This window comes from Leuconostoc citreum (assembly GCF_004354555.1).
Taxonomy (GTDB): Bacteria; Bacillota; Bacilli; order Lactobacillales; family Lactobacillaceae; genus Leuconostoc; species Leuconostoc citreum.
Genome location: NZ_PUFH01000005.1, coordinates 598,693 through 622,166 on the forward strand (window position 1 = coordinate 598,693; position 23,474 = coordinate 622,166).

A 23,474-nucleotide genomic window follows, 5' to 3' on the forward strand; every position below is an offset into this window, starting at 1 on the left:
AATAAGTATCATCTCTTCTAAGTTATTTTTATGATACCAATAAAAGATTTTAATGTCAAACGTTTCATTTAATTAAAACGTCACTACCTAAATAAGCGCGTTTCACATCATCAGATACTAATAAAGCTTCTCCGGTATCCGTGGCAATAATTTTACCACTTTCTATAACATATCCCCTATCAGCAATGCGTAGTGCTTGTGCTGCATTTTGTTCAATAACTAGCACTGTGACACCACGGTTACGTATATTTTCAATAATATCAAATATTTTTTGAATATATAACGGTGCCAGGCCCATAGATGGTTCATCCAATAAAATCATCTTTGGATTAGCCATCAGGGCACGGCCAATAGCCAGCATTTGTTGCTCGCCACCTGATAATGTTGCAGCATCCTGATTTAAACGCGCTTTTAAAATGGGAAATTGTTCATACACAGTATCAAAGGCGGCATGTACTTGATGTTTATCTTTGACTGAAAATGCACCTAATTGGAGATTTTCTTGTACCGTCATTCCTGGAAAAACACGTCTACCTTCAGGCACTAACACAACACCATTTTGGACACGTTTATCAGAGGGCATACGATTGAACCCTTGATTTTCAAAAGTAATAAGGCCACTAGCTACTTTTTCGAGCCCAGCTATTGTTCGCAAAATTGTACTTTTCCCAGCACCATTTGCCCCAATCAATGTCACAATTTCACCACGATTAACTGACAAGCTGACACCTTGGACTGCTTTGATTGCACCATAATTGACACTTAAATTATTAACTGTTAGTAATTGTGTCATGGCATATCGTCCCCCAAATAAGCTTTAATCACTGCTGGATTTTGTTGAATTTCTGTTGGCGTCCCCGTTGCTAAGATTTTGCCATATTCTAGAACATACACACGCTGACTCACCGTCATGACCAAATTCATATCGTGTTCAATTAAAATAATCGTTAATTGGAATTGCTGTTGAATTTGCTTAATTAAAGCTGTTAGTGCAGCGGTTTCTTGTGGATTCATACCAGCAGCCGGTTCATCAAGAAACAATATTTTTGGATTTGTAGCTAATGCGCGAACGATTTCTAAACGACGCTGTTGCCCATAAGGTAAATTGCTTGCTAATTCATCAGCCACATGTGCCATATTAAAAATGTCAAGCAGAGCCATAGCATGTTGGCGTTTTTTCGCTTCGTGTTGATAAAAGCTTGGCGTTCTAAAAATAGCGTGAATTGTTTTGGCTGCCGTTTGATTTGTCATAGCAATTAAAACATTCTCAATCACCGTACGTGTTTTAAATAAACGAATATTTTGAAATGTGCGAGCAATGCCTAACTGAGCTCTTTTATAAGCTGACACGTGATTAACTTGAGCCAACTTTTCACCATTAAAAAGTGATACCGTGCCGTGTGTTGGTTGATAAACACCAGTTAATAAGTTAAATAGTGTCGTTTTGCCGGCACCATTTGGCCCAATTAAACCAATCAACTCATTATCATGTGCTTCAATATTGACACAATCAACCGCAGTAACCCCACCAAATTTAATACTAAGATCGTGCGTTTTTAGAATCGTTGTGGTCATGTGATCCTCCTGAATCAAATAGCAACTTTTGTAACGAAAATTCCGTGGTTCCTAATAACCCTTTTGGTCTAAAAATCATCACAATAATCAAGACTAAGGCATAAATAACCATACGTAGTGTCCCAAAATTTTGTAAAATGACATCGAGAACGCCCAATATTATTGCCGTTACCACGGTACCACTAATCGAACCAATACCACCAAGCACAACAATAATCAGAATAGTGATGCTCTGCATAAATGTATAATCTTGTGGCGATACTGATTGAATGAAGCTCGCACGTAAGCCACCTGCAATCGCTGCCAGTATTGCCCCGGCTACGAATGCCATGACTTTGTATTTTGTCGTATTAATACCTAATGACTCTGCTGCAATATCATTATCTCGTACAGCTATAATTGCTTGCCCGCTTGTACTACGCACAAAATTGACCACAATGATAATTACTATAACACTTAGGACAAATACCATCTGCCAATTGACAAAGGCAGGTATGCCAAATATACCTGCAGGGCCACGCGTGATTTTCATATTAATAATAATGATTCGAATAATTTCTGAGACCCCTAGTGTCGCAATAGCTAAATAATCGCCGCGTAGCCTTAACGTTGGTATACCGACAGCCAATGCCACAAGTCCACTAATTAAGCCGCCAACTAATAAACTCAGTATAAATCCATAAATTGATGGTAATGCTGTCGTCATTAATGCTGTCGCATAAGCACCGATAGCCATGAAGCCTGCGTGACCCAGTGAAAATTGACCCGACATGCCAATCACCAAATTAAGACCAACTGCGGCGATTAAATTGATGCCAATTAACACAATTGTTGTGATACCATACTGCCCAATAATATCGAATACAGTTAATAATTCAATTAGTACAAAGAGCATCGTGATAAGCAGTGCCCAAGTCAAAGTATATTTTAGATGTTTTCTATCCATGCGTTTAAACCTTCTCCCGCTTGTTTTTACCCAAAATACCTGTTGGCTTAAAGAGCAGAATAATAATCAAGATAGCATAGACCACCGCATCTTTATAGTCTGATAGCCCAATAGCCTGCGTCATGGTTTCTAAGATACCAATTAACCATCCTCCTAAAGCTGCGCCCGGAATTAAACCAATTCCTCCTAAAACAGCAGCAACAAAAGCCTTAATACCTGGTGTCATCCCCATTAGCGGATCAATATTGTTGTAATATAGACCAATCAACACCCCACCAGCAGCGGCCAATGCCGACCCAATAGCAAACGTAAATGAAATTGTTCGGTTAACATCGATGCCCATTAAAATGGCTGCTTCTTGATCAGCAGACACAGCACGCATGGCACGCCCCATTTTAGTTTTTTGCACAATAATTGTTAAAAGAATCATTAACGTGATAGCCGTTGAAATAATCAACAGCTGAATATTTGAAATTTGTAAACTGCCAATATGATATTGGATAGTACGAATTGCTTGTGGAAATGCTTTTTTGTCAGAGCCGTAAAAATAACTCATACCATTTTCAAGTAAAAAAGAAACGCCTAAAGCCGAAATTAAGACAGCAATTCGTGGTGAATGACGCAAAGGTCGATAGGCTACGAATTCAATTAACATACCAAGTAACGCACTAACAGCCATTGATAACACTAAAGCAATGAAAAAATTAAGGTGCAAGACTTGAATAAAGAAATAACCAAAATAAGCGCCTAACATATACACATCGCCATGTGCAAAGTTAATTAACTTAATAATGCCATAAACCATGGTATAGCCCAATGCCAGCAATGCATAGACACTACCTAAAATAATACCGTTGATCAGTTGTTGTATGATATTTGACAAAGCACTTACCTTTATTTAACCACAGTAGCTGTGGTATCTTTCCCATTTGTTACCCCAACCATTACAATTGACTTTTTAGGATTATGAAAATCATCCATGGTCATTTTCCCTGTGACACCATTGAAGTTTTTAATTTTAGCTAATCCTTCAGTGATTTTCATTTTGTCAGTAGACTTTTCATCTTCAATAGCTTGTTTAATCATATAAACAGCATCGTAAGCCAAAGCTGTAAATTGTGATGGCTCTTGATTATAGGCTTTCTTATACTCTGTTACGAATGGTGTTGCAGCATCTGTCGCTGGCGCCTGCGTTGAAAAGTGTGCAGCATAGTAAACATTACTTGTATTTTGATTACCAGCAATTTCTGCCAACTTTGGATCGCCCAAGCCATCAGGTCCAATTACTGGTACATTAATACCCATATCTCGTGCCTGCTTCAAAATAGCCCCTGCTTCTGTATAATAGCCGTTAATCACAATGGCATCGAATTTTTTGTTCTTAATCTTAGTCAACATTGCTTGAAAGTCTTTGTCACCAGCTTGATATGAATCCGTCTCAACAATATTGCCCTTATAAGCTTTCTTAAAAGCATTAGTAATACCTGTACCATAATCTGAAGAGTTATCTTGGAAGATCACGACATCTTTAGCCTTCACTGTGTCCGTTGTGAATTGCGCCATTTTAGTGCCTAAATATGAATTTTTAAACTGTGCGCGGAAAACATATGGTTGTACCTTACCATCCTTTTGAACCGTAATATTATCAGCACCCGCGGTTGGTGACATCATGGGTGTTTTACCCTTTGTCGCTGCTGGTACAGCTGCCTGAACTGCAGACGTTGTCACGGGTCCAACAATGGCATTTACCTTGTTATTACTAATCAAGTTTGTTGTCACTGATGCTGATTCGGTATTATCGGACTTACTATCTTTGTTAACCATTTGCATCTTATAAGTTTTACCGTTAACCTTAACGCCACCAGCAGCATTAATACGTTTAACAGCAAAGTCTGCACCTTTTTGTTCAGCCTGCCCATAAGCCCCCGCGGCACCTGATGTGTCAAATACGCCACCAATCTTAATGGTAGTACTGGATTTATCAGCTGATTTTTTAGCGATGCCAATCCCTATTCCCCCCCCAACAACGACAACAAACGCAACAATAATCGCAATAATTTTTTTCATGATATGTCTCCCAAGATTTTTTGTTATATTAAATCATTTCCAAATGTAACTGGTTTGGCTTTGCCCAACCCATCTTACGCATCACACGGTAACCGATGAAAGATACAATCACCGGCACGACAACCCCAACAATCATGTAAGCAGCAAAAGCAACGGGATTTGATCCTGCCAATGCCAAGGGGACAATGAATGAATTAAAGCCAATACCAGCCATAGCAAATGGGGCCGTCACATGAAATGCCATTGTTGCAATGGGCGCCGCAATTGCTGCACCAATCATTGGTGGCACAATCAGTGCTGGGTTCTCTGTTAAATTTGGAAATTGAATTTTCGGTGTAACAATACCTTGTGCAATTGTGGCACCAATTTTATTTTCATGGAAAGACATGGCTGGAAAACCAACAAACACAGCAGTAGTACCGATTAAAATTGCACCGGCAGCTTCTGGCGAGGTTACCCCAGTCGCGCCAATGGCAACTGCCAATGCAGCAGCTGAAGCAGGCGTCATTGTCAAAGCACCAAAGACCATGGCTACTACAGCCGTACCAATAATTGGGTTGATGGCTACACTCGAAGCAATGAAGTGACCAATAGCTACCAAGGCAGGTGTGGTTACCATTGCCAAGTAATAACCACTAACTGTACCCACAATTGTTGTTGCCGCTGGGACAATCACCATATCTAATGGCGTCTTACCACTTAACCATTTACCGAACAGAACAGCAATAACGGCTGCAATAACGGCAGATATCGGTTGTCCAGTCGTGATAATAGTTGAACCAACAGCTTGTGTACCAGCAAATCCTGTGGCTGTTACACCTTGAACAGCTGTTTTACTAAAGAATATAGCATTTGCACCAACTGTTGACGCTGCCATCGCACTAAACATGACCATTGTATTAGTTTTCATTTGTGATGCAACTGCGGCTCCAAAAGCTGCTGGCAACATCACTTTAGTGATTGCCCCCATTTGTACCATTGGTGCCCAATGAATAAAACCAGCGATTGTTTGTAACAACAAGCCCATACCCAATGTTACTAAAATGGCGTTTGAAACTGCCGCTGAGGTGTTATAAACCAAATCTCGAACTGATTCCTTTGCTTCACCTACTTTTTCTTGAATTTTTTCCGTGTCAATTTGACGTTCATTTGCTACCGCGTTTTGTGCCATAATGTTTTCTCCCTTTACTTACACTTCAAATGAGCAGTGCAATCATTGGAGACAAAGAAAACGCCCCAACGATTGCTCGTTAGGACGTTTTCACGTATTTTTCCTAACCAGCTACTAACCTTGCGAAAAGTCTAGTAGCTGATCTTGCTCAAATAACAACCTACTAGACTCAGATGAGAAGGAGGTTGAGGAGAAGTGCGTTATTAACTTGCTTATTGAATGTGTTAGTCATGTGCTGTCTCCCTTGTTGAGCAATTACTTGCTGTTTCTTTATGAGTATTACTATACATAGGTTAATTTAAAATGTCAACACTTTTATTTAAAATCAGAATATTCTCATAAAAAAAGATAACACAAGCTGTGTTATCTTTTTTACATCGTACCGAACAGACGATCACCGGCATCCCCCAAACCTGGGACAATATAACCATTCTCATTTAACTTTTCATCAAGCGAACCTGTATAGATATCAACATCGGGATGCGCTTCTTGAACAGCTTTAACACCTTCCGGAGCAGAAACTAGTGTAATCAATTTGATATGCTTTGCACCGCGCTTCTTCAATGCCGAAATGGCATCCTTTGCTGAACCACCTGTTGCCAACATTGGATCCACGAGCAAAACATCACGTTGATCAATATCTTCAGGCAGCTTAATAAAATATTCAACCGGTTCTAATGTTTCTTCATCACGGTACATGCCAATATGGCCTATTTTTGCCGCAGGAATCAACTGAACAATGCCATCAACCATGCCTAAACCAGCCCGTAAAATTGGCACAACAGCCAACTTTTTTCCAGCTAACTGCTTCTTAGTCGTTGTTGCCACTGGCGTTTCTACGACAACATCTTCTAATTGCAAGTCGCGACTCGCTTCATAAGTCATCAACATTGCAATTTCATCAACTAATGCACGAAAATCCTTGGTACCAACATTTTTGTTTCGAATCATTGTCAGTTTATGTTGGATGAGGGGATGATCCATTTCGACAAATTTTCCCATGATTATTATTTCAAGCTGTGTATTATTGACAAACAGCTCTTCCTTCCAAGTTAGTTACTGTGTCTATTATAACAAAAATTAACTTATTCTGGAAACCAGTACAGATGCTAAATTAGTCTCCTTCAATGATTTGATTTTGCCTTTGCGCGACACGACTAGCGCCGAGTAATACTTCGCCCATCACTGCGCCCAGTAAGGCTGGTACAACCCAACCAAAACCAAGTGATGATAGTGGTACGACTTGATGATATGCGCCTATAAGTTGTTGTGCGGTGTGACTCGACATGAAGGGAGAAGCAGCTAAAGCATCTAAAAAAGCTGGCATAGCCACGAAGCCAACAACACTTCGGTAAACTAGTGGTGACTTATCGAAAAATTTGCCCGTCAAAGACAATAAAATCAATACTAATGCAAAAGGATAAAGAAGCATTAACACTGGTACAGACCAAGCCACAATGTTAGTTAATCCTGCATTCGCTGTGACAAATGATCCCAAAGCAATAATACGTAAAAACCATAGATAACTCACCTTTGGAAAAGCCAAATGTAAATCTTGTGCAAAAGACACAAATAATCCCATTGCGGTCGTAAAGACAGCTAGAGTCACAACTACACCTGTTAGTGCTGTGCCAAAATTACCTGCATAATGCGCGATAATTTGAGCAAAAGCATCCCCACCATTTGCCGCAACTTTAAATTGGCCCAAACTGGATACGCCCAATAGAACAAGTGCTGTGTATAAGATAGCTTCTGCAACAATGCTTAACAAGCCTGCTTTTGCTAAAACAGATGATACTTGATGGTCTCGAAAGCCTAATCCTCTGACAGCGTAAACAACAGAAACAGCCACAGCTAACAAGGCAATGCCATCCATCGTGTTGTATCCGTCTAATAGACCCTGAAAGGTGGCATGACTTTGATAGGCTGAACTAACAGCTTGTGATGTGTTACCCATTGGCATAAATAGAGCCATTAATAAGACGATGAGCAAAAGTATCATAAACACCGGATTCAAGTACTTGCCAACCCACTTCATCAAGCCTGTTTCTTTGACAGTTAAAAAATAAGCTAATCCGAAGAATAATGCTGAGAAAATTAACATACCCAAACTTTGATACTTGGGCGCAATAAACGGTGCGATTCCCATTGAAAAAGCAGTTGCAGCCGTACGCGGAGTTCCAAAGAATGGCCCAATTGTTAAATGAATAGCTACTAGAAATGCCAGACCAAACCAATGGCCTACGGGCGTTGCAACATCATAAACACTACGACTACGTGTGACACTCACGGCCAGCATGGCTAAAAATGGGACAACTGTGCCAGTTACTAAAAAGCCAATTGTCGCTAATACCCAATGACCACCCGATAGTTGACCAAGTTGTACTGGAAAAATTAAATTACCAGCACCAAAAAACATGCCAAAGATAAGTGAGGCGACTAGCACCAATTCACGCCAAGTTAATTTTTTGTCATGCATTAGCGCTCACCTCCGTGACGACATTTAACACAACATCACTAAAGCCGCCGGTAAATGTCGCGCGCCACTCGCCTATTCTCAGTGTTGGCGGTAGTAAAAATGTACCAGTAGTAGCACGCGTGCCCGCTTTAAATAATTTACCTTGTGATGCCAGTTTTGTAACTAACCATTGTAATGATTCTAAAGGGTTCCCTAATACTTCTGAACCGAATCCTGAAGCTACTTTGTCGCCATTATGGTAAAGCGTTGCTTCAACGGTTGCTAAGTCATCAACCGTCATTTGTTTCCCATCACGTGGCCTAGCGGAAACAACAGCACCACCGACTGCTGAATCACTTAACACTAAAAATTTGTCTAACTTAGGAAACCAGTTTTTGAACCGCGCATCTGGTACTTCCAGAGTCGGCGCAACAGTTGTGTTAGCTAAAAGGTCTGTTAATGACATTTCTGGGGTTAAATCAGCTTTAGCTGTAAATTGTAATTCAACTTCAACCAGTGGTTCATTATATTTTGTTAAATCGAGTGTATAAGGCGAGGTAACGAAACGACTGGCAACCTGTGCGCCATAAAGTGGCGCATCTGTATGAAACATGGCTTGTGTTTCTGGTGAAGTTAATGATACTTTATATCCTGCCGTGGCTTCGCTTTTTTTTGCCATAACAGCGTCTTGCACATCATAGGCTGTTTTAAAATCATTCACCACACCGATGTAAGTGTCACGATGCAATGGTTTGTTATGCACCCAGGCCTCGTATAACTTCTGTGCTAGTTGTTGCTGCTCTAATGATAATCCCATATTCTCACTCTTCCTTTAGAAAATAAAAAAGGCATACTGCTTAAGTTAAGCAGCATGCCTTTTGCATGAAAATCAGCTGCCTATCATATCTGATAGGCTCAACAAATTGTCAGCACCTATCACGAAATAATGATAATGCTGATAATAATTTGTACATTTGTCTTAGCTGAATTGACCATGTTATTTTCCCTTTTTTATTTGATGTTTTTATTAAAACATAATGAACAAAATGTGTCAAGTCTCATTTTATTTTTCAACTGACTTACGGTATAATAAAATAGCTTGCACTAATAGTTTAACAGGATAAAACGGGGACCTCCTAAGTCTTTGCTCCCAGTTCGAGTCTGGGTTAGTGCATTAGAAAAGCGACTAGACACGCTCTAGTCGCTTTTTTTACCCCTTAATTCCTGCCCTCTCAGCAATAGGCAACAATATATTTCCAATGAGCATGACTAATATAAAGCCAACAATCATTTCGAAAATGGCATTAAATGATACAATGCCGATTAACCAGCTCAAAATATTATGATTGGGAATGCCTGTAAAGTTCGTATGCATCACAGTAAAACCAATTGTGGTTAAGATAACAACCCCGACCGTGTTAACGAGCGCAGCTAAAACGCCTAGTATGCCTAAACCAATTGTCCGAGTCACTATTGGCCTTTGGCGTAAAAAATAATTAAACAACCAACCAATGACTAAACCAACTAAAATACGCGGAATAAATGCCGTCGCCGGATTTTGAAACATTAACGAGCCAATCGTGCCAGGATGTGTTAATGCATTAATAAATGATAAACCGCCCCAAAAGAAACCCACGACTGCGCCATACTTAGGACCAAGGATTATACCTGACAGTGCTACAGTGAACTGTATAATGGTAGCACTTGCGCCAATAATAAAAGCACCCAATGGCATGATTCCTAGCCATGGTATGAGCATCTGTAATAGAACAATAGCAACAAACAAAGTTGTCACAATGTAGTAAGCTGTTTTTTTATTTGTCATGTGATTAATCCATCTTAAATTTTAATACTTCTATTGTATCGTAGCGTGGCTAGATAACACAACATTTAACGTATAAATTAGCTTGAGAACGAAAAAAATGGCGCTTACCAGAAATAAAGTGGTAATAAGCCATTTTTATTTTGCCTATTTATCAGTTATCTTTTGATAAATAGCAATCATTTCAACTGCCAAATCACGGAACGTAATCCCATTCATAACGTGATCTTGCGCGTGAACCATATATAAATCTACTTTTGCATGCTCGCCTTGCGCCTCTTTGGTCAACATATCAGTTTGCGTATCATGAGCTGCTTTAATCGACTGATCTGCTTGGGCAATGGCAGCTTTTGCACCATCAAAGTCACCTACTTTTGCTAGTTGAATTGCTTGAAAAGCTTGTGATTTGGCGTTACCACCATGCATAATTAAGCCCATGATGACTTGCATGCGTTCGTCTTCTACCATACTATACTCCCATCAAAGTTTCTGCTGCTTTAAGTACATTATCACCTTTCATCATGCCGTAATCCATCATATTAATCACATCAAGCGGTATACCAGCCTTATCAGTTTGCCCTTTAACTTCCTCTTTCATATATGCCACTTGTGGACCAAGTAAAACGACATCTGGATGTTTTTCATTTAGTTTTGCATCAACATCAGCCGTTGATGTTGCAAAAATTTCATAATCTTTTCCTTGGGATTCGGCAGCTTTTTGCATATTGGCTACTAATAATGAAGTCGACATACCTGCCGCGCAAGCTAACATAATCGTTTTTGTTGCCATAATACTTGTTCTCCTTAGGTCATACTATCAATTTGCTACACCTTCATTATACTGTTTTCCAAAGACTATGTAAACGCTTTCATTTAAATAAAAAAACAACGCAATAATACCATGTTATTGCGTTGTGTCGAAATTATTCAAACCCTTCAGTCAAAGCTTGGGGATAAAATTCACGAATAATTTCTGCTTCATGTTTTGATAATTCTGGGAAGGCTGGATCGGCGCCTAAATCTTCATGGAACATTCTATCACGTGGTGAAACACCACCCGTTGCATGCTGTACTGAAATTAAAAAGCCATCATAATCTTTTATTGCCGACGCGTTAGAAGCATCTTCGATATGCAGTTGCGATACCATTAATAACAAACGGACATCAGCATGGAGATTAGCTAATAATTGTTGTTGCTCTGGTGTCAAGTACAATGTCAATGCGGCCTCGGCATTTTTACCGATTAACTCAGCAGCACGCGCCTCTTCTAATGCTTTATTCACGGAATCACGCAATGACATAAAGTCAGCCCAATGTGACAATAATGCACGTGTATCACCAAAATCTTGCACTTCAGGCATATCTGACAAATAGGCAAATTCAGTTTTCTCGTTTGGTAAATACTCCCAAACTTCTTCAGCTGTATGTGGCAAAATTGGTAAGAGTAACTTAGTCAAGGCTAGTAATGTATCATAAAAGACTGTTTGCATTGAACGACGTGCGTGGCCAGTTGGTGCTTCAACATAAACAACATCTTTCGCGATATCCAAGTAAAATGCTGACAAATCAACATTGACAAAGTTAATGACGCGCTTAAAAATATCATTAAATTGATAGTTATCATATGATGCTCGGACATCTTTAACAAAGTCATTTAAAACAACTGAGAAATATTGATCATGCCCCGCCCTATCTTCAAAAGCAATCGCATCGGTTGCATAGTTAAAGTCAGAAGTATTGGCCATTAAGAAGCGCAACGTATTACGAATTTTACGATAACTTTCTGATACTTGTTTCAAAATATCATTTGATACTGGCATATCTTGCGATGTATCAACAGAAATTGTCCAAAGACGCAAAATTTCAATCCCCATTTGATCAGCAACAGCTAATGGCGAGATAGTATTGCCAAGTGACTTAGACATCTTATTGCCCTTACCATCTAATGTAAAGCCTTGTGATAACACATTCTTATATGGTGCATGTCCAGTAGCCGCCACAGAAGTAATCAAAGATGAGTTAAACCAACCACGATATTGATCTGAGCCTTCTAAGTAGAGATCCGCTGGATAATCAAGTTGATCACGCGTGTTCATGACACCCGCCCAAGATGAACCAGAGTCAAACCAAACATCCATAATATCTTCTTCTTTTGTGAATAGCCCATTTGGTGAATGTTCATTCGTATAACCTTCAGGCAATAAATCTTTAGCCTCGTGTTCAAACCAATAGTTTGAACCGTGTTTTTCAAATAAATCTGCCACATGGTTAATTATAGATTGATCTAAAATAGGCGTTTGATCTTCGGCATAAAAAATTGGCAATGGCACGCCCCACACGCGTTGACGAGAAATAACCCAGTCACCTCGATCACGTATCATATTGTATAAACGCTTCTTACCCCACTCAGGATAAAAGTTCACATTGTCTAATTCATTCAAAATATTTTGACGGAATTTTTCAACTGATGCAAACCATTGCGGCACTGCACGCCAGATAATTGGCTTTTTGGTACGCCAATCGAATGGGTAAGAATGCGTAATTTTTTCTTTGGCTAAAAATAGATTAGCGGCCGTTAATTTATTGATTACTAAACCGACAACATCGTCATAAAACTTGCCTTCAAAATCAGCGCCAGCACTTTTCGTCATGTAACCTTTTTCGTCAACTGTCACAGCGACTTCGAGACCATAGGTTTTACCAACATTAAAATCGTCTTCACCAAAACCAGGTGCTGTATGGACCAAACCAGTACCAGAATCTAGCGTCACATGGTCGGCATTCATAACAAGTTCTTCAGCCGCTTCATCCCAAGGATGATAAGCTGTGATGCGGTCTAATTCCTGTCCCTTATATGTTGCCAGTGTTTCATAATTTGTCCAACCAAACTTAGGCGCAATAGCTTCTAAACGACCAACTGCCACAACAAATTTGCGCGTCTCACCTTCTGGTCGAATAACCGCATACGACATGTCAGGACCTAATGTAATCCCTCGTGATGCTGTTACTGTAAATGGCGTGGTTGTCCAAACAACAAAATACGTGTCATTGTCCAAAATACCTTTACCATCTTTGACTCTGTTAGCATAGTACAAAGATGTTGAATCAATATCGTGATATTCAATTTCAGCTTCAGCTAAAGCTGATTCAGATGACCATGACCAGTAAACTGGCTTTGAGCCTTTAAAAATATAGCCTTTACCTGCCATTTCGCCAAAAACACGAACTTGTGCGGCTTCAAATTCAGGTTGTAACGTGATATATGGGTGCTGCCAGTCTGCCATAATACCCAACCGTTTAAAGTCATTACGCTGCTTATCGACTTGAGCCAAAGCAAAGTCTTTAGCTAAATTACGCCAAGCAGCCTTAGGCATTGATTTACGATCATGCCCTGCCTTAGTTAGCTGTTGCTCAATAGGCAAACCATGCGTATCCCACCCAGGAACATAAGGTGCATAAAAACCAGCCATATTTTTGTAGCGCACAATAATATCTTTGGAGATTTTATTCAAGGCATGACCGAGATGAATATTTCCATTGGCATATGGTGGTCCATCATGCAAATTAAAATGTGGCTTTTTCTCGTTTTGAGATAATCTTTGCTTATACAAATCGGCATCGTACCATTTTTGTTGACGCAATGGTTCTGTTTTAGGCAATGACCCACGCATGGGAAATCCTGTTTTTCCTAGATTTAATGTATCTTTATATTTCATACTGTTTCTCCTCTAATATCGCAGTAATAATCATTATGTATCAAAAAAATAAAAAAGCGTCCCTGTGTCAATCGACACAGGGACGCTTACGCGTGGTACCACCCATACATTCGGCTATACTCATAAAATAACCCTCAAATCAGTTTTAACGATCTGCACCGTTTGAACTTACTTAAAATTCAGTTCAACAAACTTGTAACTGATCTGAAAGGCTACAGGGACGATCATCTCTAACCACCATGACTCGCTGCGCGTATGTACGCCAATCTTGCTGTGTTACGCTTTTTATGATTTATTATCTGCTGTGTCTTCCGTCTCTGGAAACACAACTACTGGTCCTTGTTCAACCGTCGTATCAGACGTTGCTGCGTCGTCAACTATCTCGTCAGCAACATTAGTTGCTGCTTCAGCTGCTGAATTCAAATCAGCTTTTTCAATACGAGCGGCAGTTGCCTGACCCATTGGCAAACGATGAACTGCCTCGGCTAACTCATCGTTGTCTAATAGTGTACGCTGAACTGTCAATAATTTCAAGAACGAATCTTTAAAACTTTCAACTTCTTGACGTAATTCGTTTTGCTCGGCAACTAAATCAGCATTTTCTTGTGCCAACTTTGTGGCTTCTGCCTCAGCTTTTGTACGTGCATCACTAATAATCTTTGTGGCTGACTCTTGTGCATGCATTAATTGCTTTTTTACTTCTGCATCAGCATCTTTTTTCAAGCGCTCAGCCGCTTCTTGTGCCACAAAGATGGACTGGTTAACTTGCTCACGCTTAGCTTCTAGCTCATCAACCTTAACTTGTAACTGTTCCTTTTCATTTGCAAAACGATCACGCTCTGCAATAATTGCTTCATAATCACCGTTTACTTGGTCTAAAAAGGCGTCAACTTCGGATGCAATATAAGCACGAGAGCCTTTCTTAGTAAAATCATGATTTAATATTTCGTCAGGTGTTAGTGCCATCATACTCTCCTTTTAATTACAGTGTAGCCATGCTAATCAACGCCGAATAACATTTACTACCGTTTTAATTTTATCTTTTTTGCTTAATCCGTCAAGCATTTTTGGTTGAATACGACCATATCCACGTACAGAAATAACATCACCAACGGTCACAGTAGTATCCGGCTTAATGACTGTGTGCCAATTCAAACGAACTTGCTGTTGTTCAACCAAACTTTTCGTCACGCTTCTCGGTAAATCAAAAATGGTAGCAATTACCGTATCAATACGTAGAGAAGCTAGTAATACAAAGGTCTCTTCCCAATCATCCTTGGGTTGAATCGCATGATTCAGTGTTGTCGCTACCAATGATACTTTGGTACGTCCCACTGTCAAAACTGTTTGCTGGATATAAGCTAACATTTTTTTATCCACAATAATTTGCCACTGCTGTGCATCATTTAGGATATCCCCAATAATAGCACGTTTAATGCCTGAATGCATTAAAGTACCTAGAATCGTACTATGATGTAATGTTGTAAACTTTTTTGGATATTTAATCTCGAACACAGCTAATTCAAAATCATCAAGTTCTGGTGAATAAAAGTTTGGCGAAATAATTGCTCGTTGGCTTTCAGCGCCATCAACGCCACCATTAAATACTACTTTCAAATCGTTCATTCGGTTAACGAGTGTCTTTAAAATATATTGCTCTCGTGGATTTAAAAAGTAAGTTAAAATAAACCGATACTCATCTTGACTTTGTCTTATCCAATCACCTGCTTGTTGTATAAAGTCTGCCTCATCTGGTCTAAAATGCTGTTCAATTGCTATAGAAACATCTGACATGGTCGCACTAGACCAACAATAAGATAAGATGTGCTAGGCCACTGACTGCAAAATTCCAAGCTAATATAGCAACAATTGGCGAGATATCAATGATACCGGCTATCGGTGGTATGACTCTAAATAAATTAAGATATGGTAACACAATGCGACCTAACCACCGACCCACTGGAGACTGTTGAGCCCCCGGTAGCCATGACATTAAAACATAAATAATTATTGCATACTCATAATAACGTGCAATGCGAATAATCCAATCTAAAATTTCCAGCATAGGCTTAGTACCTTGTATTTGGTTCTAAATTATCAGTCAATGTACCCGAAATTTCAAACGTGTCTGGCGTGACTAAGAAAATAGATTGTCCAATGCGTTCGATTTCGCCATTGACAGCATAAATTGCACCACCTAGAAAATCTAAAATTCGCTTGGCTTGCGCTTCATCAATTTGTGTAAAATTCACAATGACGGCTTCTCCACCTAAAATCTGTGATGCAATAGCACGCGAATCGGAATAAACTTTCGGTTCAAATAAGGCAATCTTGCTATTTGCATTATTTGGATCCGTCATAGCAGACTGTTGCACTGTTTGTCGACCAGCAAAATAAGACGCTGTTTGTTGTTGCGATTGACGCTGTGCTGTCTGCTGTGGCTGAGGTTGCTCTTGATATGCTGTACTGCCATAATTTTTTTCATATAAATCGTCTTCTTCATTACTAAATAGACGCTTAATTGTGTCGACTACTGCCATGTTTTCTCCTTAAACACGCAACTGGGGCTTGTCATGTGGCCAATAGTTCAAACGCAATCAAGGCGCTAGTCTTAGTTGACACGATTCATGATTAGTTGCACCAATTCACGATTCCTTTTTTAACGTTTTTTAAAGAATGGTGGTTGTTCATTATCATCATCTGTACTTGAGAAATCAACGGATGAAGTATTTGATGTAGGGGTATTGAATACATCAAATGACTGCTTTTGCACACCGTCAAAACGATTATCTTCTGCAAAAGCATCCTTCGAAGCACCACTGATATTCCAATCAGCAAATGGATCTTTTTGTGTTGGTTGTACTAGTTGACTAGTCTGCTCCGTAGCTGGCTTTTCAAACACTGACGACTGTGGCGCCGAAGTTGATGTCTTGTTATCAGTGTTAGCCGCATTACCGAAAACGCTAGCTGCGTTAGCTTTAGGGTTAGCCCCCTTCTTTTGCGTGCCATCACTTGTAATGTTTTGAAGGCCAGTTGCAATAACCGTTACGCGGATTGAATCTTCAAGATTTTCATCAATCGATGTACCAAAAATAACATTGACTTCACGACCGGCCTCTTGAGCAATAACTTCAGAAGCTGTTTGTGCTTCAAACAAAGACATGTCCAAGCCACCAGTAATGTTGAGCAAAACGTCTTCTGCACCCGACATATCAACTTCTAATAATGGTGATGAAATTGCCTGTTTTGTTGCATCAGCAGCACGTGTTTCACCGCTAGCTTGACCAACACCCATTAATGCAGGGCCGGCATCTTGCATAACTGTTTTAACGTCAGCAAAGTCCAGATTAATGAACCCTGGATTAGTAATTAATTCTGAAATACCACGAACACCTTGTGCCACGACTTCATCAACGACCTTAAAGGCTTCTGATAGTGGTGTGCGTAAATCAATACGATCTTTCAAACGTTCGTTCGTGATAACAATTAGTGAATCAACTGATTCTGATAGTGCTTGGAGCCCTTCAGCTGCAAAACGACCGCGCTTTGGTCCTTCCCATTTAAATGGTCGTGTTACAACGGCAACTGTCAATGCCCCTTGCTCTTTGGCAATACGTGCCACAACGGGTGCAGCGCCGTTTCCAGTACCACCACCCATACCAGCAGTGATAACAACCATATCTGCGCCTGAAAGTGCAGAGGCAATATCTTCGGCACTTTCTTCTGCGGCTTTTGTACCACGTTCAGGATTAGAACCAGCACCCAAACCACCAGTTAACTTGGGACCAATTTGAATTTTAACGTCGGCTTTTGATTTGTCCAAAGCCTGTACATCTGTATTAGCAACGATGAATTCAACACCGTTAACCCCTTCTTCAATCATGTGATTGACAGCATTAGAACCGCCGCCACCAACACCGATAACTTTAATGATTGCGCCTGCTTGTTGGGCGTCATCAATTGAAAAATCCATGAGTTGTCTCCTTAAACTATACTAGTCTTCTCTAAATAAATTTTTAATTGTCTGCATCCAGCGCCCAAAGAAACCTTTTTTAGGCTGCTCTATTTGATTACCTTGATTACTATTATAGTGATACTCATCAAAACCTTGTGCTTGTGTATTTGACTCGGAAGTCTCGATATAAGTCACAGGAGCCTGACTTGTAACTTGTGACGTTGGCTGTACATAACTTGTGTCATCATGTCGTGCCATAATCACTTGCTTAATCACTTGTTGTGTCATACTTTCACGTGATGCAAACATCGCATAAGCCATTGCTCTAGTATAAGATGGATGTCTTAAGCCAATTTGATCTGGTACAAATAAACGCACATTTTCGCCCAAAATTGTTTTTGCAAAATCAACCATACGGGGTAATGCAGCATTTCCACCAGTAAGAACAAAGCCACCAGGCATATTTAAGCCATTTACAGTATTCAATGGTTCAAATGCCCTAGTAAAAATTTGTTCTAGCCGAGCTGCAATAATTTCTGAAAGATAATGTTCATTTGCGGTTCTAGGTGTTGCATCACCAACAACTTCAACTGCAAATTCATTTTTAACGTTTGTTTGCGTTGGGTCAGCAAACCCATAATCGCGCTTTAGCTTTTCGGCATTGGCATAAGAGGTACTTAATACAGTTGAAATGTCTTTTGTGACGTTGTCACCACCCTCTAAGTCAACACTATTAAATTTCAGTTTGCGATCGTGAATAATTGAAGTAGTAGTTTGACCGCCACCCAAATCAATCAATACTGTGCCAAAGTCTTGCTCGCCATCGTTTAAGATACTTGTCCCAACAGCTAATGGAGCCAACACGAATTCTCGCAATGTCAAGCCAGCTTTTTGGATCGCCATACGTGTATTATCTAGTATTTTAGTTGGCCCAAGGTAAGCAGTTCCGTGCATTTCAAGGCGAACACCAATCATTTCGTGGGGATCTTTAATACCATCAAAACCGTCAACACTAAATTCTTCAGCGATTAAATCTATTACATCACGATCTGAGGGCAAGCTATTTGACAATGCTTGTTGTGCAACGTGCTGCACATCTTCATACGTAATACGTTTATTTTGATTTGCAATGGAAACGAGTCCATCAACATGTAACATTTCAATTTGGTTTGCTGGCACACCAGCAACGACTTCATTAATTTGAAAATTAGCTTTTTCTTGTGCTTGATCAATGGCTTCACGAATTGCACCGGCTGTTGCATCAATATCAACAATTACACCCTTATGCAAACCACGAGAAGGTGCATTACCTGCGCCAATCACATTGAATTGGTTGCCAGTTGTTTGTGCAATGACAACTTTAATCGATGTTGTGCCAATGTCTAAACCAACTGTCACGCCTGAGTTATTCATGCGTCGTGCCCCTTTACAATTTTTTTTAATAAATTATACCTAATAATAATAATATCATAAATGACGCACTTCCCGCTACCAATTAGCTGGTTTCATTTGCTTTCATTTTATGACTTTTTAATACATATTATTTCTTTTTGTTATCATCTTTTTGCGCATTGGTCCCATACTTATATGAATAGGCGCCAAACTGTAAATCAACAATGCCTTTATCTGGCATCTGGGCGGCAATACCTGGATAAAAACTAATCTTCTTGCCAAAAGTATCCTGTGTCGCATAGACTGTGTTGCCATCATCCATGACAATAACTAATCGTTTTGCATTGTCTTTGACTGGTGAAAAAGTAATCTGACTTATATTTTGGCGCAACGTCAATTCCAAAGTGACAAATTGCGTTGCCACTTCTTGCAGTGCTGTCTGTGTTCGAAAACCAGCATAAATTGGCGCATCCCCTTTTGGTTGTCCAATTGTTGTTAAATACCCATTGCGATCAATAAGATACCATTGTCCTTTTTTCTGAATATATCCAGCGGTTACTTTTTCGATCACTTTAATGGTCACATGGGTACCTTGCTGCTTCACTTGCGCAGAATCAATTTTATCACTGCTTTTTACTAGACGCTCAGCAATAAATTGCGTTTGCCCAGCCACTTGCCAATAAGGTGTGCCCACCATGACTTGCGCGTATGTCTGCACCTTTTTGTCTGGCAATTCCATGGCGTTAACAGTCACTTGTTTAATAGATTGCCAAGGCCGAATGATTGCCAACGTCCCTATAATCAAAATGGCAAAAATAACGAGACTAAGCCATAACTGTCTTGGTCGCCGAGTCATTATTCTGTTGTTAAACTGTTCAACATTCAATTCACTAATCTTTCTTATTAGCCATCGCCTGTAAAATTAATTGATACAAGCGCTCACCCGCATCTGGCATACCAACTTTTGTTGCCTGAGCGGCCATCTTATCACTCACATTTTCATCTAATAACAATGTGTCAACCGCCGCAATCAAACTCTGTCCATTCAAATCAGATTCATTAATGTTAATTGCAGCACCAACATCTACTAAGCTTTGTGCATTTTTAGTTTGATGATCACCTGTCACATGTAGACTCGGTATTAATATTGAAGGAATTCCCAATGCTGTAATTTCAGCAATTGACGTTGCCCCGGCACGAGATACAATGGCGTCTGTTTGCTTTAATACATTCGGCATATTATCAATATAAGGCAATATACGAATATTATCAGCGGCCTCAATGTTTCTCTCACGCAATAAATCTAGCACATTATCGTAACGTTTTGGTCCAGTCACAATAACAACTTGATAGCTACGTTCATTAAATTCTGGTATAGCATCGATAACGGCTAGATTAATGGCTGGCGCCCCTTGAGACCCACCAAATATAAGTACCGTTGCTTTATCATCCCGCAAGCCAATTGTCTGCCATGAAAATGTTGACTTTAACTGCGCAACCTGCTGTGCTCTTGGGTTACCAACCAAAACGACTTTTTCACTCGGAAATTGTTGCTTGGCAACTTCGAAGGCCACACCGATTTTTGTGGCACCACGTGCTAAAAATTTATTTGTTACACCTGCAACAGAGTTCTGTTCATGAATGACTGTCGGAATATTCATGCGCTGTGCAGCATAGACAACCGCCCCAGCAACATAGCCGCCTGTGCCAATGACAACATCTGGTTTAAACTCTTTAATAATTTTTTTAGATACTTTGACCGCTTTCAGGAATAGTTGCACAGTTTTAATATTATGTAAAGAAAGTGATCGACTAAAACCCTGAACTGCAAGTTGCTTAAATGCCATTCCCGTTTTTGGTACAATATTAGCTTCTACGCCACGTTCTGAGCCAACATACAAAAATTCTGCATCTGGTTCATGCTGCTTAATAACCTCTGCCAAAGCAAGTGCTGGATAAATGTGACCACCTGTACCACCACCAGATAAAATAACACGCATATTATACCCCCAAATTTTCTTTCAATTCATTGACAAATTCATCACCGCGGACTTCAAAGTTGGGATATTGGTCCCAACTCGCCGCCGCTGGCGAAAGCAAAACAACATCTCCAGCTGAAGAACTACTGATGGCAACTGGCACCGCTTCTTTAACACTTGTAACTGTAATAACTGGCTTATGTGCTTGACGTGCTATGGCAACAACTTTTTGTTGCGTTTCACCAAATGCAATGACTAGCTTAACATGCGATAAGTTTGGTATTAATCGTGTTAAGTCGTCACCACGGTCTAGCCCACCCGCCAACCAAATTGTTGGTTCGTGAAAACTATCTAGCGCTGTTTGTGTCGCTTCTATATCAGTGGCCTTCGAATCGTTATAATATCTAACCCCATTTTCAGTCAAAAGGTATTGTAACCGATGTGGCACCCCGCCAAACACTTCAAGTACTGACTTAATAGCCTCATTAGTGACCCCAGCTATTTTAGAGACGGTGATAGCTGCCAAAATATTTTCTAAGTTATGTGGTCCAACTAACTTAATTGCTGTTAGTGGCATAACATGTTCTCCTTCAATAATTAAATCGTGGCCATCGGTCCATGCCATATCAGAGGAATTATCTCGTGAAAACAAGACGACTTGTGCTTGTGTTTTGGCAGCAAAGTCTGGGGTGTCAGCGCCATCCGCATTTAGAATTAACTTTTGATTTGCTGTTTGATTTTTTGTAATTTGATATTTGGCAGCAACGTAATGTGCCCGATCGCCATGATAATCCAGATGGTTAGCAAATATATTGGTAATGAGTGCAATATCAGGTTTAATATCTGGTAAGCCCATTAATTGAAAGCTAGACAACTCGAGTAATAAGGTATCTTGGCTAGTTAATGGACCAACAACTTCACTGACAGGCGTGCCAATATTACCTGCAGTTGTGACTGTTTGTCCACTTGCCTTTAGCATGTCACGTATCAAAGACGTCGTTGTGGTTTTGCCATTTGATCCCGTCACAGCAATGAGTCGTCCATCAAACGAACTTAGCGCCACTTCAACTTCTGTTAAGACCGGAATATCAAGACCAAGTGCTTTTTTAACGATTGCCGTTTCATATGGAATGCCAGGATTCTTCACCAAAAAATCAAATGATTTATCTATTGCTTGATCATCATCATGATTGATAAATGTTACGCCTGCTGCTAGCAACTTTTGATAAATTGTCTCGTCGGTATCAAATGCGCCACCATTAACAACAGTCACAATGGCTGACAACTCTACTAAACGTTGCGCAGCAGCTTTACCTGAGCGTGCCCAACCAAATACCATCACTTTTTTATTTTTAAAATCTTGTATTTTCATCATTAACCTGATTTCTTAAAAATTTAATATGTACGCGACATACATCGCTTGTTAATTCATGTAGAATATACCGGCTACAGCCAAGATTGATGAAACAATCCAAAATAGCAAATCAATTTGCCATTCGCTCCAACCAAACTTCTCAAATGAATGATGGATTGGCGCCATAGGGAAAATTCTTTTATGCCAAAAATGATAACCGACTGTTTGGATAATCACTGATAGTGTCTCAATCACAAATATCAAACCAAACCAGATCAACGAAAATGGTACCCCAAGCAAAATTGATTCAATAGCTAAACCAGCACCCAGAGCCAACGATCCCGTATCACCCATGAAAATTTTTGCTTTTGGTCGATTAAAGATTAAGAAACCTAACAAACCACCAATAATTGAAAAATTAAATAAAACAATGATATGGTTATGCATATGCATGGCAATAACTGTATAAGCGGCATATACAACCACACTATTACCTGCAAGCAAACCATCTAACCCATCGGTTAAATTGGTTGCATTTGACCAGCCAACTAACCAAAACCACAGGAAAACAAAGTAGAAAAGCCCTAAATTAATTGTTCCAATCATGGGAATATAGAGCGTAAACGGCACTCCTAACAGCCACATGATTAACATAATAACTACTGCACTTAAGGTTTGTGCTAGGAGTTTGGGCTTAAAGGCAAACCCATCATCAGCATGATTAATGAGTTTCAATGCGTCGTCAATGCCGCCTATAATAGCATAAGCGACTAATGCAAATACAGGAATAATCATAGCAACAACACCAGACATGCCATGATATGCAGCGCCACCAATAAACGCACTAATCGCTGCAGCTAAAACAAACAAGAGACCACCCATACTTGGTGTGCCAGCTTTTGACTGGTGATCAGGTCCCAATTTTCGAATAACCGCTTGTTCTTTGGATTGTTTCAAAAATTTAATTAAGAATGGCATGAAAACCACAGTAATAATAAACGCTCGTGCTAGTGCCCATAAATTATCAGACATTTTTCTC

23 protein-coding genes and 1 tRNA gene are annotated in these 23,474 nt (G+C 39.8%); 1 reads left to right on the forward strand and 23 read right to left on the reverse strand.

Translation table 11 applies throughout. The features are described 5' to 3' along the window. Positions 1-64: 64 nt before the first annotated feature. The 9 genes from C5L21_RS07290 to C5L21_RS07330 form a co-directional block, all read right to left on the reverse strand. Positions 65-793: an ABC transporter ATP-binding protein gene (locus C5L21_RS07290; RefSeq protein ID WP_004900410.1), complete on the reverse strand. Its 729-nt coding sequence runs from the start codon at positions 791-793 to the stop codon at positions 65-67. Continuing rightward, on the reverse strand, positions 790-1,575 hold the full coding sequence (locus C5L21_RS07295) for an ABC transporter ATP-binding protein (protein WP_085698848.1): 786 nt from the start codon (positions 1,573-1,575) through the stop codon (positions 790-792). Before C5L21_RS07295 ends, C5L21_RS07290 begins: the two co-directional genes overlap by 4 nt. Beyond that, positions 1,541-2,521, reverse strand: a complete 981-nt coding sequence (locus tag C5L21_RS07300; protein WP_004900416.1) for a branched-chain amino acid ABC transporter permease — start codon at positions 2,519-2,521, stop codon at positions 1,541-1,543. Before C5L21_RS07300 ends, C5L21_RS07295 begins: the two co-directional genes overlap by 35 nt. Positions 2,522-2,525: 4 nt before the next feature. Next, the gene (locus C5L21_RS07305; protein ID WP_004900420.1) at positions 2,526-3,404 is read right to left on the reverse strand and encodes a branched-chain amino acid ABC transporter permease; all 879 of its coding nucleotides are present in this window, start codon (positions 3,402-3,404) and stop codon (positions 2,526-2,528) included. Positions 3,405-3,415: 11 nt separating this feature from the next. Beyond that, on the reverse strand, positions 3,416-4,588 hold the full coding sequence (locus C5L21_RS07310; RefSeq protein ID WP_085698846.1) for an ABC transporter substrate-binding protein: 1,173 nt from the start codon (positions 4,586-4,588) through the stop codon (positions 3,416-3,418). A gap of 28 nt (positions 4,589-4,616) precedes the next feature. After that, positions 4,617-5,759, reverse strand: coding sequence for a PTS sugar transporter subunit IIC (locus C5L21_RS07315; RefSeq protein WP_004904244.1), 1,143 nt, complete (start codon positions 5,757-5,759; stop codon positions 4,617-4,619). A 372-nt stretch (positions 5,760-6,131) separates the two neighbouring features. After that, positions 6,132-6,761 carry a uracil phosphoribosyltransferase gene (gene upp / locus C5L21_RS07320; protein ID WP_036058363.1) on the reverse strand — a complete coding sequence of 210 codons (630 nt, stop codon included), beginning with the start codon at positions 6,759-6,761 and terminating at the stop codon, positions 6,132-6,134. A gap of 112 nt (positions 6,762-6,873) precedes the next feature. Further along, positions 6,874-8,238 (reverse strand): branched-chain amino acid transport system II carrier protein, encoded by a 1,365-nt coding sequence (brnQ, locus tag C5L21_RS07325; protein ID WP_099044953.1) that lies wholly within the window; start codon positions 8,236-8,238, stop codon positions 6,874-6,876. Then, positions 8,231-9,034, reverse strand: coding sequence for a 2-keto-4-pentenoate hydratase (locus C5L21_RS07330; protein WP_004908082.1), 804 nt, complete (start codon positions 9,032-9,034; stop codon positions 8,231-8,233). The genes brnQ and C5L21_RS07330 overlap by 8 nt, the downstream gene beginning before the upstream one ends. A 284-nt stretch (positions 9,035-9,318) precedes the next feature. Here C5L21_RS07330 and C5L21_RS07335 point away from each other — a divergent pair. After that, a tRNA-Arg gene (locus C5L21_RS07335) sits at positions 9,319-9,391 on the forward strand. Positions 9,392-9,427: 36 nt separating this feature from the next. On the opposite strand, the gene C5L21_RS07340 is transcribed toward C5L21_RS07335, so the two are convergent. From C5L21_RS07340 to mraY, 14 genes are all read right to left on the reverse strand, one after another. Further along, complete coding sequence (locus tag C5L21_RS07340; protein WP_085698842.1) at positions 9,428-10,042, reverse strand: ECF transporter S component; 615 nt, start codon at positions 10,040-10,042, stop codon at positions 9,428-9,430. Positions 10,043-10,186: 144 nt separating this feature from the next. Further along, entirely contained in the window at positions 10,187-10,507 is a 321-nt protein-coding gene (locus C5L21_RS07345) for a PTS lactose/cellobiose transporter subunit IIA (RefSeq protein WP_004900446.1), read from the reverse strand. A 1-nt stretch (position 10,508) separates the two neighbouring features. Continuing rightward, on the reverse strand, positions 10,509-10,829 hold the full coding sequence (locus C5L21_RS07350; RefSeq protein ID WP_004900450.1) for a PTS sugar transporter subunit IIB: 321 nt from the start codon (positions 10,827-10,829) through the stop codon (positions 10,509-10,511). 133 nt (positions 10,830-10,962) lie between these two features. Then, positions 10,963-13,755, reverse strand: coding sequence for an isoleucine--tRNA ligase (gene ileS / locus C5L21_RS07355; protein ID WP_085698838.1), 2,793 nt, complete (start codon positions 13,753-13,755; stop codon positions 10,963-10,965). A gap of 285 nt (positions 13,756-14,040) precedes the next feature. Beyond that, positions 14,041-14,721: a DivIVA domain-containing protein gene (locus C5L21_RS07360; RefSeq protein ID WP_085698836.1), complete on the reverse strand. Its 681-nt coding sequence runs from the start codon at positions 14,719-14,721 to the stop codon at positions 14,041-14,043. 36 nt (positions 14,722-14,757) lie between these two features. Then, on the reverse strand, positions 14,758-15,549 hold the full coding sequence (locus C5L21_RS07365; protein WP_004904253.1) for a YlmH family RNA-binding protein: 792 nt from the start codon (positions 15,547-15,549) through the stop codon (positions 14,758-14,760). A 7-nt stretch (positions 15,550-15,556) separates the two neighbouring features. Then, the gene (locus C5L21_RS07370; protein ID WP_004900463.1) at positions 15,557-15,820 is read right to left on the reverse strand and encodes a YggT family protein; all 264 of its coding nucleotides are present in this window, start codon (positions 15,818-15,820) and stop codon (positions 15,557-15,559) included. Between the two features lie 4 nt (positions 15,821-15,824). Next, positions 15,825-16,295, reverse strand: a complete 471-nt coding sequence (locus tag C5L21_RS07375; protein ID WP_004900466.1) for a cell division protein SepF — start codon at positions 16,293-16,295, stop codon at positions 15,825-15,827. A 119-nt stretch (positions 16,296-16,414) separates the two neighbouring features. Then, positions 16,415-17,728, reverse strand: a complete 1,314-nt coding sequence (gene ftsZ, locus C5L21_RS07380) for a cell division protein FtsZ (RefSeq protein ID WP_085698834.1) — start codon at positions 17,726-17,728, stop codon at positions 16,415-16,417. A 21-nt stretch (positions 17,729-17,749) separates the two neighbouring features. Continuing rightward, entirely contained in the window at positions 17,750-19,123 is a 1,374-nt protein-coding gene (gene ftsA, locus C5L21_RS07385; protein WP_004900473.1) for a cell division protein FtsA, read from the reverse strand. Positions 19,124-19,250: 127 nt separating this feature from the next. Further along, entirely contained in the window at positions 19,251-19,961 is a 711-nt protein-coding gene (locus tag C5L21_RS07390) for a cell division protein FtsQ/DivIB (protein WP_186727993.1), read from the reverse strand. A 31-nt stretch (positions 19,962-19,992) separates the two neighbouring features. Next, a complete protein-coding gene (gene murG, locus C5L21_RS07395; protein ID WP_085698828.1) occupies positions 19,993-21,102 on the reverse strand; it encodes an undecaprenyldiphospho-muramoylpentapeptide beta-N-acetylglucosaminyltransferase in 1,110 nt (369 codons plus the stop codon). 1 nt (position 21,103) lies between these two features. Continuing rightward, a complete protein-coding gene (murD, locus tag C5L21_RS07400; protein WP_004904263.1) occupies positions 21,104-22,453 on the reverse strand; it encodes a UDP-N-acetylmuramoyl-L-alanine--D-glutamate ligase in 1,350 nt (449 codons plus the stop codon). 51 nt (positions 22,454-22,504) lie between these two features. Beyond that, entirely contained in the window at positions 22,505-23,467 is a 963-nt protein-coding gene (mraY, locus tag C5L21_RS07405) for a phospho-N-acetylmuramoyl-pentapeptide-transferase (protein WP_004900482.1), read from the reverse strand. Positions 23,468-23,474 lie beyond the last annotated feature (7 nt).

What these genes read in the sequence shown, in the direction of transcription:
- C5L21_RS07290 (WP_004900410.1), bottom strand. Translation starts at nt 793, where the DNA reads ATGACACAATTACTAACAGTTAATAATTTAAGTGTCAATTATGGTGCA.
- C5L21_RS07295 (WP_085698848.1), bottom strand. Translation starts at nt 1,575, where the DNA reads ATGACCACAACGATTCTAAAAACGCACGATCTTAGTATTAAATTTGGT.
- C5L21_RS07300 (WP_004900416.1), bottom strand. Translation starts at nt 2,521, where the DNA reads ATGGATAGAAAACATCTAAAATATACTTTGACTTGGGCACTGCTTATC.
- C5L21_RS07310 (WP_085698846.1), bottom strand. Translation starts at nt 4,588, where the DNA reads ATGAAAAAAATTATTGCGATTATTGTTGCGTTTGTTGTCGTTGTTGGG.
- C5L21_RS07315 (WP_004904244.1), bottom strand. Translation starts at nt 5,759, where the DNA reads ATGGCACAAAACGCGGTAGCAAATGAACGTCAAATTGACACGGAAAAA.
- upp (WP_036058363.1), bottom strand. Translation starts at nt 6,761, where the DNA reads ATGGGAAAATTTGTCGAAATGGATCATCCCCTCATCCAACATAAACTG.
- brnQ (WP_099044953.1), bottom strand. Translation starts at nt 8,238, where the DNA reads ATGCATGACAAAAAATTAACTTGGCGTGAATTGGTGCTAGTCGCCTCA.
- C5L21_RS07330 (WP_004908082.1), bottom strand. Translation starts at nt 9,034, where the DNA reads ATGGGATTATCATTAGAGCAGCAACAACTAGCACAGAAGTTATACGAG.
- C5L21_RS07340 (WP_085698842.1), bottom strand. Translation starts at nt 10,042, where the DNA reads ATGACAAATAAAAAAACAGCTTACTACATTGTGACAACTTTGTTTGTT.
- C5L21_RS07345 (WP_004900446.1), bottom strand. Translation starts at nt 10,507, where the DNA reads ATGGTAGAAGACGAACGCATGCAAGTCATCATGGGCTTAATTATGCAT.
- C5L21_RS07350 (WP_004900450.1), bottom strand. Translation starts at nt 10,829, where the DNA reads ATGGCAACAAAAACGATTATGTTAGCTTGCGCGGCAGGTATGTCGACT.
- ileS (WP_085698838.1), bottom strand. Translation starts at nt 13,755, where the DNA reads ATGAAATATAAAGATACATTAAATCTAGGAAAAACAGGATTTCCCATG.
- C5L21_RS07360 (WP_085698836.1), bottom strand. Translation starts at nt 14,721, where the DNA reads ATGGCACTAACACCTGACGAAATATTAAATCATGATTTTACTAAGAAA.
- C5L21_RS07365 (WP_004904253.1), bottom strand. Translation starts at nt 15,549, where the DNA reads ATGTCAGATGTTTCTATAGCAATTGAACAGCATTTTAGACCAGATGAG.
- C5L21_RS07370 (WP_004900463.1), bottom strand. Translation starts at nt 15,820, where the DNA reads ATGCTGGAAATTTTAGATTGGATTATTCGCATTGCACGTTATTATGAG.
- C5L21_RS07375 (WP_004900466.1), bottom strand. Translation starts at nt 16,295, where the DNA reads ATGGCAGTAGTCGACACAATTAAGCGTCTATTTAGTAATGAAGAAGAC.
- ftsZ (WP_085698834.1), bottom strand. Translation starts at nt 17,728, where the DNA reads ATGGATTTTTCAATTGATGACGCCCAACAAGCAGGCGCAATCATTAAA.
- ftsA (WP_004900473.1), bottom strand. Translation starts at nt 19,123, where the DNA reads ATGAATAACTCAGGCGTGACAGTTGGTTTAGACATTGGCACAACATCG.
- murG (WP_085698828.1), bottom strand. Translation starts at nt 21,102, where the DNA reads ATGCGTGTTATTTTATCTGGTGGTGGTACAGGTGGTCACATTTATCCA.
- murD (WP_004904263.1), bottom strand. Translation starts at nt 22,453, where the DNA reads ATGAAAATACAAGATTTTAAAAATAAAAAAGTGATGGTATTTGGTTGG.
- mraY (WP_004900482.1), bottom strand. Translation starts at nt 23,467, where the DNA reads ATGTCTGATAATTTATGGGCACTAGCACGAGCGTTTATTATTACTGTG.